This window comes from Bombella dulcis, assembly GCF_026385505.1.
Classification (GTDB): Bacteria; Pseudomonadota; Alphaproteobacteria; order Acetobacterales; family Acetobacteraceae; genus Bombella; species Bombella dulcis.
Genome location: NZ_JANIDV010000001.1, coordinates 229573 through 242795, shown reverse-complemented (window position 1 = coordinate 242795; position 13223 = coordinate 229573). Strand labels below are relative to the sequence as shown.

Below are 13223 nucleotides of genomic sequence, written 5' to 3'. Positions count from 1 at the left end.
GCCTGCAACACCAAACCGGAGACGGCAATAATGGCCTATGTGGTCACAGAAAACTGCGTTCGTTGCAAGTTCATGGACTGTGTGGAAGTCTGCCCCGTTGACTGCTTCTACGCTGGTGAAAACTTCCTCGTCATCAACCCGGATGAATGCATTGACTGCGGCGTGTGCGAGCCCGAATGTCCGGCAGAAGCCATCTTCCCTGACAGCGATGCCCGTGCTGCTGACTGGATGGAAATTAACGCCAAATATTCCACCATCTGGCCAAACATGAGCCAGAAAGGCACCCCGCCTGCCGACAGTGAAGAATGGAACGGCAAGGAAGGCAAGCGTGAGATGCTCTCCGAAGAGCCTCACAAGGACTGACAGACCGTCTTTCCTTCTTTCAGGAATACGGAAAAAGCCCCCGGAGGAGATCATCCTCTGGGGGCTTTTTCATGTCATGAAGTCTCCTGCCCCAGTCGACGGGCTGGCATGACAGACAAAAAGAAAGCCGGCGGAGAGACCCCCGCCGGCTTCTTCATGTCACTGACATGCTGGACGGACTTTTCAGCCAGCCATCATGTTTGCCTGGGCATCCCACAGGACGAACAGGTAACCGATGATCACAATGGCGACCATCAGAGCCGTGACGACGAAAGCCGCCAGGTTGTGACGCTGTGACGTGCTCTTCATCCCCATGTGGAGAAAGAAGATCAGATGGACAACCATCTGGACGGCTGCCAGCACGCCAAGAACGGCAATCGTCTGCCAGAAGGAGAAGGCCTTGCTAAGGACGGCGGCAAAAGATGCCACCGTCAGGATCACGGCCAGAACGAACCCTACGATGTAGGAGCCGTACGTGCCATGATTCTCACCTTCGTGCGATGTCGTATGATTCTCGCTCATTAGACAACACTCCCCAGGTAGACGAAGGAAAAGACGCAGATCCAGACGATATCGAGGAAATGCCAGAACAGGCTCAGGCATGTCAGTTTCGTCTGCATCCGGGTGCTCAGCCCCTGCTTGCCCATGATCTGGAAGAACAGAACGAGCATCCAGATCAGACCAATCGTGACGTGCAGCCCGTGCGTCCCCACCAGCGTGAAGAAAGAAGACAGGAAGGCGGACTTGTCCGGACCTGCGCCACGGGCAACGAGTTCGTGGAACTCATTGATCTCGAGGCCAACGAAGGAAATGCCAAGCAGGAAGGTCAGCAGCAGCCAACCCAGCACGGCACCCTTGTTCTTCTTGTGGGCATTGATGGAAGCAAAGCCGTAGGTGATGGAGGAGAAGAGCAGGATGGCTGTTTCGATCTCAACATTCTTGATGTCGAACAGCTGCTTGCCCGTCGGCCCACCAGCAAAGTGATGGCAGAGTGTAGCAAAGACGGCAAACAGCGTGCCGAAAATGATACAGTCCGTCATCAGGTAGATCCAGAAACCAAAGATCGTGGTTTCCTGCTGATGATGCTCGTGCTCATCGTGATGAGCAGAGGGCGCGTGAGTTGCGTCGTAAGACATGGTGTTCATCGCCTCCCTTTACTCTGCTGCTCTGGCAGCGGCAAGCCGCTTGGCAAAGGCTTCTTCGTCAGCACGGATCTCTTCCACCGTCACGTAGAAATCAACATCGAGGTTCGCACTGCGATGGATCACAGTGAAGAACGCAACGACAAGACCCACGATCACGGCCCACCAGATGTGCCAGACCAGCGCAAAGCCAATGACCAGCCCACAGGCACCCAGCACGGGGCCGACAGCCGAATATTTCGGCATGTGGATCGGTTCCAGATCAGCAACCGGTGCCGGACGACCCAGCTCCTTCTCGATATGGAATGTATCCAGACCACGGATGACGGGCAGACGTGCGAAGTTGTAGTGCGGAACCGGAGACGGAATTGACCACTCCAGCGTACGGCCGGAACCCCAGCTGTCACCCGTGAGATCATGGGCATCCGGCTTCCTGTTCACGGCGTCAAACGCAGCAAACACGAACTGGATGACCTGACAGGCCACACCGGCAGCCAGAACGAACACACCTACGCAGGCCACCAGCAGCCAGGGGTGCCAGTTCGGGTTGTCATAGTGGTTCATACGACGGGTCATGCCCTCCAGACCAACAGCATAGAGCGGAATGAAGGAGAGGTAGAAGCCGACGAACCAGAAGCGGAACGCCCACTTGCCCCAGACATCACGCATCTTGAAGCCGAAAGCCTTCGGAAACCAGTAGCTCAGACCGGCCACATAACCGAAGAACACGCCACCGATGATCACGTTATGGAAGTGAGCCACCAGGAACAGGGAGTTATGGATAACCCAGTCCGCTGCCGGCATGGCCATCATCACACCGGTCATACCACCGATGGAGAAGGTGATCATGAAGCCGACGATCCAGTGCATCGGACCTTCGAAACGGACACGCCCCTTATACATGGTGAAGAGCCAGTTGAAGATCTTCACACCTGTCGGCACGGCAATGAACATCGTCATGATGCCGAAGAAGGTGTTCACATCTGCACCGGAACCCATCGTGAAGAAGTGGTGAACCCACACGATGCTGCCCAGGAAGGTGATGATACCCGTTGCAATGACCATCGTGGCATAGCCGAAGAGCGGCTTGCCGGAGAAGGTCGCAGCAATTTCGGAGAACACGCCGAAGGCAGGCAGGATGAGGATGTAAACTTCCGGGTGACCCCAGGACCAGATCAGGTTCAGGTAGAGCATGACGCTACCGCCACCATCATTGGTGAAGAAGTGCATCCCGACATAACGGTCCAGAGCCAGCAGAGCCATGGAAACCGTCAGGACCGGGAAGGTCGTCAGGATCATGATGCAGGCAAAGAAGGCCGTCCATGTGAAGACGGGAATATGCATCCACTTCATGCCGGGGGCACGGAGCTTGATGATCGTCGTCAGGAAGTTCATGCCGGTCAGCAGCGTACCGATACCGGAAATCTGCACGGACCAGATGTAGTAATCCACACCGACGCCGGGATTGAACTGCAGTTCGGAGATCGGCGGATAACCGAGCCAGCCGACATTGGAGAACTCACCAATAAAGAGGGAGATATTGATGAGAATGGCACTGACGAGCGTCATGTAGAAGCTGATCGAGTTGATCAGCGGGAACGCAACGTCACGCGCACCAATCTGCAGGGGCACCACGAAGTTGAACAGGGCCTGCATCATCACCATGGCCATGAAGAAAATCATGATCGTACCATGGGCCGAGAAGACCTGGTCATAATGGTGCGGTGGCAGATAACCGGGGTTACCCGCATAGGCAAGGGCAAGCTGTGTACGCATCATCAGCGCATCGGCAAAGCCACGCACGAGCATGACCAGGCCAAGAACGACATACATGATGGCGAGCTTCTTGTGATCGACAGTGGTCAACCACTCGCGCCACAGATAACCCCATTTTTTGAAATAGGTGACCGCCGCAAGAACGGCAATCCCGATTACGGCCACACCGATGAACGTACCGACCAGGATCGGCACATCATACGGTATGGCAGAAAGGGTAAGTTTTCCGAGCATCTTTAGATCAGTCCTCACATGCCGGTATTGGAAGGTGCTGCCGCATGAGATTCGGAATGCATGTCCATGGCTTTTTCATCCATGTCTTTCCCATGATGATCATGGGTCATGCCGACATTGTATTTCGCAACAACGTTCTCAAACAGCCCAGCCTGTACGCTGGAGAAATACACGACCGGAGCCGGTTTTGGTGCCGCGTCATGCGGGGCAGCCGGCGGAACGTGGTACTTCTGATAGGTCTGTGCGTCCAAAGCTTCCTTGACGACAAGCGGGTTTCCGCCGCTGCGCACGTTCTGCACCCAGGCGTCAAACTGCTCCTGCGGCATGGCGATGGTACGGAAGCGCATATCGGAGAAGCCAGGCCCCGTATACTGGGCGGCCTCACCCTGGAAGTTGCCTGGACGGCTTGCCATCAGGTGAAGCTGTGTCTCCATCCCGGCCATGCTGTAGATCTGGGACCCGAGCTGCGGAATGAAGAAGGATGTCATCACACTGTCAGACGTGATCCGGAAATCCAGAGGCGTCTTCGTGGGAACATCCAGCTCGTTGATGGTTGCAATTCCAAGGTCCGGATAAATAAACAGCCATTTCCAGTCCAGAGAAATCACTTCCACATGAAGCGGTTTTGCATTGGGCGCACCGACTTTTACCTGCATCTCCTTGGAGATCGGCTTATACGGGTCGTAATAATGCGTGCTCCAGTAATTGAAGCCACTCAGAACAAGAATGATGAGAATGGGTACACCCCAGATGAACACTTCAATCTTGTTAGAATGTGACCAGTTCCGTAGATATTCCGCCTTCGCATTGGAAGCCCGATATTTCCAGGCAAATACGAGTGTCGCAATAATCACCGGAAGCACAACACACATCATGACGGCCCATTCGAGCACCATCATGTCGCGATTACCTTCCCCGATCGGACCGGCCGGCTGAAGAAGATCAACCGTACAGCCCGACAGCATCAATGCAGGCAACGCCGGGAAAAATCGCCAGAGTCTTTTCATGGATCCTGCCTCTATCTGTTGTTCTGCCATAGAAAGGCGAGAACACTTTCTGACACAGTCAGGATAGCGCAATCGCCACCGAACGTTGTCATCTTATATGTGCCTTTCCCGTTCGTATCCTGACAACAGGGAGAAACTCCCCCCGTACTCAAAATGAAATATAGAGCCTCAAGGCTCCAGTGCCGTCCACTTTAATCTTCCCGAACAGCGGAGATTACAAGGGGGCAAGCTTGATAAAAAAAAGGAACCCCTTCGGTCTTTTTTGGAAAAAGACCGGTTATCTGCCATTCCCAAGAGAACACCAGAACACCATTAAAAACAAGAACTGTAACGCTTAATTTCTTTTTTCCCTTTCAATCGCAAAAAATCGCAACAAAAAAGGGAGCCTTACGGCCCCCCTTCACAAATACGCAATGATCCGACTCATCCATCATCAGTCACGACCATCAGACCTGGTTCCCGTAAACTGGAGCAGGAACTGAAACAGATTCACGAAGTTCAGATACATCGTCAGGGCATCATAAACACCCATTTTCCGCAGCTCCGCAGCCGGAAGGGCAGCTGCATACTGCTGATAGGAAAATTTGATACGCTGGGTATCATAAGCCGTCAGCCCCGTGAAAAGCAGAACTCCAATGAAAGAGATCAGCACGGTCAGGCCATGAGCCGGCAGAAACATGTTGACCAGAGACGCAATCACCAGCCCGATCAGTCCCATTGACAGGAAAGACCCGAATCCCATCAGGGAACGGTTCGTCACATATCCCCAGAGAGACATGAACCCATAAAGGGAAGCGGCAATGAAAAACGTCCGGACAACCGAAGCTCCCGTATAGAACAGCAGCAGGGATGCCATGCTGACACCCATGGCCACACTGAAGAGCAGGAACAGCAGCTGGGCCGTCGAGCGGGACAGACGGTTCACACCAAAGGACAGCACCAGCACGAAAGCCAGAGGCACAAAAACGCTAATCATCCCCAGCCCGGTCGGAGCGATCACGAAAGCATCCCCACGCTGCACGACATGAAAGAACAGCGCACGGAGGGACGTGTGAACGACGGCGTAAGCCGTAGCCCCCGTCAGCACCAGAGCCAGAGCCATCCAGTTATAGACACGCAGCATGTAGGCACGCAGGCCTGCATCAAATGCCGCCGCTGAACGGCCCTGTGTTGCTTCAAAGTCGGAATGGAAAGCCATAACACCTATGTTCCGGAAACATCATGCAGGAGCAGGTACATCCCGCCTGCCCCTATCGTCCGGACAGAATGTGGGGTAGTTTCCACCCAAGTCAAGACAGTATCCATGAAACCCCTGTCTTTCTTTTCATTAATCTCCCTTCTGCCGGGAGGCCCTCATGAAACTCTCCCTTGCCCTCACACTTTCCCCCACCATTCAGGCTGAACTTGGCCTGTTGCGGGGCAGCCTGACCGACGTCCACTGGACACCGGCCGAACAGTGCATGATCCCCCTCCACGCCCTGGGCCAGATGACCAGCCGTCATGACATGGAGGAGCTGGACCTGACCCTCTCCCATTTTCACTGGGCACCGTTCACGCTGTCCCTGCATCAGGTCAGCCATCAGATGGGCGAGATGGAGGACCGTCTGACCGTCGGGGTCACCCCACAGCAGCCCCTCACGGCCCTGCAGAAACGCCTGATCTCTGCCCTCCGGCGGACAGGATTTCCTCCCTCCCGCCGTCCTCCCGTACCGGAACTGACAATCGCCCGCCTCGCACCAGCCTCACCAACCGATCTCATCCCCTGGATACAGCGTCACAACCTGTTTCACAGTTCCGGAATGATGGTCGATCACATCAGTCTGGTGGAGCATCTGCCTGCTGGCGGGGAGATGCACTGTCATGTTCTCGAAACCTACCCGACTGGCCCCGATCTTCTGTCTCCACTTCCCGAAGAAGAAAGCACAGAATTTTAAAGTCCCAGAAACACCTTTAGGGCCTGATAGTCTTCCGGGAGACAGACGAGAAACCATCCGTCTTCATGATCCAGAGAGAAAAGACCCAGACCAAATGATGCATAGATGTCCGCCTGCCGTGCACCATACTGGAGAACGGCAAGGCGGCATCCTTCCTGCACGGCATAGTCCCGCAGCCGCCATACGGTCCCTGCCCGCCGCCCTCTGCTCCCTACGGCTCCTCCCAGACAGAGCAGGACAGGTTCCGACAGGAGGAACGGCTCCAGCCGCACCACGGCACAGGCGGCCTTCCCTGTCGCATCCGGCAGCATGCCGTCAGGAACGAACAGGCTTTTGCAGAGCAGCTCCAGAGCCAGAGAGGATTCCTCAAGGCAGCCATACTGGACACGGGCTTCCATGTTCCATGGCCTGATGTGGATGCGTGTCCTCCGCAGGGCCAGCCAGCATCCAAGCACACAGCAGAGTGCCGCCCCTCCCAGAAACCACCGCCCGACTGCCGTATGGGCATCATAGATCAGGGACCGCCACCAGACATGCCCCAGATGGCGTTGCCTCACGATCCAGCTGACACCTGCCAGCCCGCACAGCCAGAGCGAGAACGGAGCCAGAATGAAAGGTGAAAACGGCTCCACCCGCCAATAAGCCTGCCGGTAATAATTCTTGCGGAACGGCAGGAGCACCAGCAGCACGGCCAGCACCACGACAAACGCCACCCAATGCGCCTGCCGTACGGCCAGTATGACCAACGTAGCGAACAGTGCCCCTACGGACAGCCGCCACGCCAGTACGACCCTCTGAATCAGCCCGAAGGAAAGACCGACCAGCATCACGCCAATCAAAGTCAGCAGCAGTGCGGCCCCCTGAAGAATGACACCCTGCCAGAAAGAATGGAACCGGGGTAGCGACGCCAGAAGCGCATAGACGACAATGACCATACCCAGCATGGCCTGGCTGCCCGTTGCCGCAATCGTGGAAAAATCAGCCTCCGAAGAGCGGATACTCTGGCTGTACTGTACCGTCCTGCCAAAACGGGCCAGCAGCTCATGTCCGGCGAACATCACCCCTGCCAGCAGCAGGGGAATGATGTAGTAGAACAGCCGGAAAACCAGAATCCCCGCCATGATATGCGGTACCGGGAACCACGGCGAAAGAGCCAGCAACATGGTGCTGTCAAACACACCCAGACCACCCGGAACATTGGCCAGAAGCCCCGCCGTATAGGCCCCGACATAGATGGCCAGAAAACCACCGAATGTCAGGCTACTGTCCTTCGGCAACGTATCCAGCACACACCAGGCGATCAGGGCCGTGACGGACATGTCCGCCATGCTGGAGATGATCTGCCCCAGCCCGATCCGCCAGCTGGGGAATGTCAGCGTCCACTTGTACAGGCGTATCTCCCGCTTCCAGCAGGGGAACAACACATAGGCCAGCAGCAGGACAAAACAGCCGCCTCCGCCCAGTGTCGTCATCCAGTGCGGCGTCTGACGGACATACGGGATGATGGCAGGCTGGGTCATCAGGATGAACCCCACCAGCCCCACCATGCCCAGCCAGTAGGTCACGGAACAGAAGGCCACGATGGAAGCGATCTTCACCCCCGGCACGCCCCAGTTGCGGTACAGCCTGTACCGCACGGCAGTTCCGGAAATGGCGGCACAGCCCAGATTATGGGACAGGACATAGGAGCAGAACGCCACAAAGGCCGAACGCCCCCATGAGACACCAGCCTGCACATGGCGGCAGGCCAGTCCGTCATAAAAAGAAAGAATGGCATAGGACAGCACGGTCGCCCCTGCCCCCTTCCACAGGGCGGAGGCTGGAATGGCGTGAAGCCCGCCCATGACCTGCTGCAGGGACAGATGCTGTATCTCCCGCCAGATCACCCAGACGGCAAAGACAAGCAGCACCAGCCCGACCAGTGCAGGAAGGCGTGTCAGCAGCTGACGCAGCCGCACTTTCATCGGGGACAGTGGAGAGGCATCCCCACCGGACGGAACACCGGAGTGATCCGCCATACCTTAGCCCCTGCTCTCCTCTGCCACGGCCGTGTCGGCCGCCTCAACGGGACGGGCCAGAGCCTCATCAATGAGGGCAACGGTTTCTTTCAGCCCGAACAGGGCCGCAAAAATGCCGAAGCGGGGGCCTTCCTTCTGGCCGAGCAGCACCTCATACAGGCACCCGAACCATGACCGCAGTTCCGGCTTGGCAAAGTAACGCTTGCCAACCTCGAAGACGACATTCTGCACGTCATCCGGGCTGGCATTTTCGGACACGGTTCTCAGCGTGGCAGCAAGGTCTTCCAATCCCCTGCGTTCCATCTCCGTCGGGGCACGGAACACCTTGGTCGGGCGGACACGCTCATTGAAGTAATCCAGAGCGTGCTGAACCAGCCGGGCCACGTAAGGATGTGTTTCCGGCGAGAGGCTGGAATCATAACGCCGCAGGAACTTCCAGAGTGTTTCCACCTCACGGGCATTCGCCACGCTGGCCAGATTCAGAAGGGCCGTGAAGGAAACCGGGCTAGTATCCTGCGGGCGCAGTTTCCCCTCATGAATGAACCATACCGGGTTGGAGAGGAATTCTTCCGCACTCTGCTGCTCACCCTTCTGCACGAGGGCAAGATACTCGTCCGTCGCTCTGGGGATCATGTCCGTATAGAGCCGCTTGGCCCGGGTCGGCTGCTGGAACATGTAATGCGCCAGACTCTCCGCAGGGCCGTAACGCAGCCATTCCTCCACGGAAAGACCATTCCCCTTGGACTTGCTGATCTTCTGGCCATTGGCATCAAGGAACAGCTCATAGGTCAGGTTCAGCGGTGGTTCATTGCCGAGGATGCGGCATATTCTGGAAGACAGCTTCACGCTGTCGATGAGGTCCTTGCCAGACATCTCATAATCGACACCCAGAGCATACCAGCGCATGGCCCAGTCAGCCTTCCACTGCATCTTGGCCTGACCGCCATAGACGGAGGTCTCGAAGCTCCTGCCTTCTTCGTCCTTCCAGACGACCGTCCCGGCATCCGGGTTCACGCTGATGATGGGCACCTGCATGACACGGCCCGTCTCGGGATGGATGGGCAGCACGGGGGAATAGGTCGCACGGCGTTCCTTGCCCAGCGTGGGGGCAATCACCTCGATGATGCGGTCATGTTCTTCCAGAACACGCTTCAGGGCCGCATCGAAAATGCCGGACGTATAATAATCGGTGGCAGACGCAAATTCGTAATCAAAACCGAAGGCATCCAGAAACTGCCGCAGGCGGGCGTTGTTGTGAGCCGCAAAGCTCTCATGCGTGCCGAACGGATCAGGAATACGGGAGAGCGGCAGGCCAAGATGCTCCGTCAGCATCTCCTGCTGCGGCACATTCCCCGGCACCTTGCGCAGGGCATCCATGTCATCAGAAAAGGCCAGAAGACGTGTCTTTCGGCCTGTCAGCTCCTCAAATGCCTGCCGGACCCATGTCGTCCGGGCGACCTCACCAAACGTGCCGATATGCGGCAGGCCGGAAGGGCCATAGCCTGTCTCCATCAGAACCGGTTTGCTGGGGTCCCTGTCTGCCACGCGGGCCGCCAGTTTACGGGCTTCCTCAAACGGCCAGAGCTTGGGGAAGGACGAATCATTCTGAGAAGAAGGCGTTTTTTTCTGCATAAGACCACGTTAATTATGAACCCTCTTTCATCCGGTCAAGTATTCAGCAACCGGAGACACCGCTTTCTCCTCGCAGGGACGGGACTTCCCGTGTATGAGGAGGGAGATGTCCAGCCTGTTCCGTTCCATCTTTGATGCCCCGGCCCTGATCGCACGGCACGGCCTGTCTTCTCTCGTCACCCCCGACGGTGAAGTGCTGGACATTCCCCTTTCCGAGGTACGGAACACGCTCCGCCAGCTTCCGCCACCACTGCTCATTCATGGACCGGCCACGCTCCGCCTCCTGGATCTCCCCCCGGAGCCGCCTCCCGCCCCCTGGCTGGACCTTCTGGAACTCTTCCTGCTCGTCCATCCGGCCCGCAATGTCACCCCGACCGCCCGTGGTCTTGCCCTTGAGCTGAACCTCATCAGCCCGGATGACACCACCCCCCTCCATGCCGACAGCCTCTATGAAATCGCCCAGCATCTTCTGGACGAACTGGCGAAACAGTCTCCCCAGAAAATCGCCACGCTCCATCTTCTTCTGCCCACATTACGGCAGGCCGGATGGAGCTGGCATGACATTGTCAGGGACGCCCTTCCCCCCTTGGAAAATACCGGGCAGCCCAGCCGGGCCAGAGAAGTAGACGCCCTGAAGATATGGAAACGCCTGCCCCTGTGGGAAGACCGTGCCCCCCGCCCCGCAGCAGGCAGTCATCCTGTCAGCCAGCAGGAAGCCCGGAGGCGTCTCTCCGCCCTGCTGGGCAGGGATGCGGAACCCCGTCCCGGTCAGGCCGATTTTGCCTCTGCCGCCAGCTATGCCTTCACGCCCCGTGATGTCGCCAATGCACCCAACATCATGCTGGCCGAGGCAGGCACGGGCACCGGCAAGACGATGGGCTACATCGCCCCGGCCAGCCTCTGGGCCGAAAAGAATGACGGAGCCGTCTGGGTCAGCACCTATACACGCCATCTGCAACTGCAGATCGAACAGGAACTGACCCGCCTTTACCCCGACCCGACAAAACGGCACGAACTGGCCGTCATCCGCAAGGGGCGGGAGAATTATCTCTGCCTGCTGAATCTGGAAGATGTTACCACCACCCTGCTCAACCGCCCGCCACAGGGACAGCATGGCCTCATCCCGCTGGTCTTTCTGGCCCTCTGGGCCGAGGCTACGGGAGATGGCGACCTGATGGGGGGTGATCTTCCCGGCTGGTTCGGAGACCTTTTCCAGCCGGGGCTGCTGAACATGATTGCCGACCGGCGGGGTGAATGCATCCATTCCGCCTGCCCTCATTACCAGAGCTGCTTCATCGAACATGGCATACGCCGCGCCCAGCACGCCCAGTTCGTCATTGCCAACCATGCACTCGTCCTGTCACAGGCGGCGTGGAATGCCATGCTGCCGCAGGAACTTGCCCCCGGCAATCTGGCTGATGAACATGGCGTCCCCACCCGCTATGTCTTTGATGAAGGGCATCACATCCCGGATGCGGCCGACAGTGCCTTCTCCCTGGTCTTTTCCGGTCTGGAAGCCGCCGATCTGCGCCGCTGGATACTGGGAGCGGAAGGAGGACGCTCCCGTGCCCGCGGGCTGATGCGTCGCATGGAAGACCTGATGGACCGCCTTCCATCCCTCAAGGACATGCTTCAGGAGCTTGTCTACGCCACACAGAAGGGGCTGCCACGCCCCGGCTGGAGCGGTCGCCTGCATGAGGCCCGGCAGGCCCGCCTGTCTCCTCAGCCCGTGGAAACAGCCCGGCCGGAAGAAGACACGCCCCATTCCCGTCCTGATGACGATGATGAAGACATCGTCTCACCCGACATCGTGGAAGAAACACCGCCCTCCCAGCCTGCTGAAGACTTCCTTCAGATGCTGGACATGCATCTTGATGCCCGCATGACAGAAATACAGATGCAGACACGGGGTGAGCAGGGCCATTACGCCCGGCAGGAATGTGATCTGCACCCCATCCCCGCCCCCCTGCGGGACCGGGCCGAAGCCCTCCTCACGGCCCTTCAGGACATCATGACCCCGCTGGACCGGATCATCAGGCACCTTCAGGACGCTCTGGAAAATCAGGAAGAGGACCCGGACACCAGTTTCCAGCAGCGGCTGGAAGGCACCATCCGCAGCCTCTACCGCCGTGCCCTGTCCCGCCTTCAGGGCTGGATCAGCATGGTGCGGGCCATCATGGAGCAGCCCGTCACGCAACGGGGCCTGCCCACCTATGTGGACTTCATCCAGCGTGAACCCCTGCCCGCCACACGGATTCTTCAGGCAGGGCATGACATTGCCCTGAACCGCCACTGGCTGGACCCGACCATTCCCTTCGCCAGCACGTTACAGAGCACCACACACGGGCTGCTCATCACCTCGGCCACATTGCGGGACCGCAGCCCGGAAGAAGACGGGGAAACCGGATGGGACAAGGCGGAACGGCGTCTGGGTACGGCACATTTTCTCAATCCCCCCATGCGGGCCGCCCTGATGAGTCCTTTTGATTATGCTCACCAGACACGGGCTTACATCATCACGGATGTTTCCAGAGACCCTGCAACGCAGGCACAGGCCTTTCAGGCCCTGTTCGAGATTGCCAATGGGGGTGCCCTGGGGCTGTTCACGGCCATCCGCCGCCTGAAAGAAGTTCATCGCCGCATTCACGAGAAACTGGGGATGAAACACATTCCCCTTTATGCCCAGCATGTTGACGCCATGAACAACGCCACTCTGGTGGACGTTTTCCGTACCGAAACCAACAGCTGCCTGCTGGGAACGGACGCCATGCGGGATGGTGTGGATGTACCCGGTGATGCCCTCCGCATGGTGGTGGTGGAGCGCACCCCCTGGCCCCGGCCCGACATCCTCCACCGGGAACGCCGCCGCCATCTCTCTGGTGGCAGACCGGGGGATTATGACGACCTCATCACCCGGATGCGCCTGCAACAGGCCTTCGGACGGCTCATCCGCCGTGCTGATGACCGGGGCGTGTTCATCATTCTGGACAGCCGTATGCCCTCCCGCCTGCTCTCGGCCTTCCCGAACGGCGTGCCGATCCAGCGATTACCGCTGAATGAGGCTCTGGAAGACATTGACACCTTCCTGAACCGATAATCCATTAAAAAAAGCCCCGC

Annotated in this window: 10 protein-coding genes; 3 read left to right on the top strand and 7 right to left on the bottom strand. The window is 57.9% G+C overall.

Features of this window, described 5'->3' with window-relative positions:
• The first annotated feature begins 30 nt into the window (after window positions 1-30).
• The gene (fdxA, locus tag NQF87_RS01090; protein WP_266127022.1) at window positions 31-363 is read left to right on the top strand and encodes a ferredoxin FdxA; all 333 of its coding nucleotides are present in this window, start codon (window positions 31-33) and stop codon (window positions 361-363) included.
• Window positions 364-546: 183 nt separating this feature from the next.
• On the opposite strand, the gene cyoD is transcribed toward fdxA, so the two are convergent.
• The 5 genes from cyoD to NQF87_RS01065 form a co-directional block, all read right to left on the bottom strand.
• On the bottom strand, window positions 547-885 hold the full coding sequence (cyoD, locus tag NQF87_RS01085; protein ID WP_266126583.1) for a cytochrome o ubiquinol oxidase subunit IV: 339 nt from the start codon (window positions 883-885) through the stop codon (window positions 547-549).
• Complete coding sequence (gene cyoC, locus NQF87_RS01080) at window positions 885-1499, bottom strand: cytochrome o ubiquinol oxidase subunit III (protein ID WP_266126582.1); 615 nt, start codon at window positions 1497-1499, stop codon at window positions 885-887. The genes cyoD and cyoC overlap by 1 nt, the downstream gene beginning before the upstream one ends.
• Before the next feature lie 18 nt (window positions 1500-1517).
• Window positions 1518-3515, bottom strand: a complete 1998-nt coding sequence (locus NQF87_RS01075) for a cbb3-type cytochrome c oxidase subunit I (protein WP_266126581.1) — start codon at window positions 3513-3515, stop codon at window positions 1518-1520.
• Window positions 3516-3529: 14 nt separating this feature from the next.
• Window positions 3530-4522: a ubiquinol oxidase subunit II gene (cyoA, locus tag NQF87_RS01070; protein ID WP_266126580.1), complete on the bottom strand. Its 993-nt coding sequence runs from the start codon at window positions 4520-4522 to the stop codon at window positions 3530-3532.
• Between the two features lie 433 nt (window positions 4523-4955).
• On the bottom strand, window positions 4956-5720 hold the full coding sequence (locus NQF87_RS01065; RefSeq protein WP_266126579.1) for a Bax inhibitor-1/YccA family protein: 765 nt from the start codon (window positions 5718-5720) through the stop codon (window positions 4956-4958).
• Window positions 5721-5877: 157 nt separating this feature from the next.
• Here NQF87_RS01065 and NQF87_RS01060 point away from each other — a divergent pair, with 157 nt between their 5' ends.
• Window positions 5878-6456, top strand: a complete 579-nt coding sequence (locus NQF87_RS01060) for a 2'-5' RNA ligase family protein (protein WP_266126578.1) — start codon at window positions 5878-5880, stop codon at window positions 6454-6456.
• Here the strand turns inward: NQF87_RS01060 and NQF87_RS01055 are convergent.
• Both NQF87_RS01055 and NQF87_RS01050 read right to left on the bottom strand, forming a co-directional pair.
• Window positions 6453-8474 (bottom strand): lysylphosphatidylglycerol synthase domain-containing protein, encoded by a 2022-nt coding sequence (locus NQF87_RS01055; RefSeq protein ID WP_266126577.1) that lies wholly within the window; start codon window positions 8472-8474, stop codon window positions 6453-6455. The two genes, NQF87_RS01060 and NQF87_RS01055, sit on opposite strands and share 4 nt — an antisense overlap.
• Before the next feature lie 3 nt (window positions 8475-8477).
• The gene (locus NQF87_RS01050) at window positions 8478-10106 is read right to left on the bottom strand and encodes a lysine--tRNA ligase (protein ID WP_266126576.1); all 1629 of its coding nucleotides are present in this window, start codon (window positions 10104-10106) and stop codon (window positions 8478-8480) included.
• 106 nt (window positions 10107-10212) lie between these two features.
• Here NQF87_RS01050 and NQF87_RS01045 point away from each other — a divergent pair, with 106 nt between their 5' ends.
• Complete coding sequence (locus NQF87_RS01045; protein ID WP_266126575.1) at window positions 10213-13203, top strand: ATP-dependent DNA helicase; 2991 nt, start codon at window positions 10213-10215, stop codon at window positions 13201-13203.
• Window positions 13204-13223 lie beyond the last annotated feature (20 nt).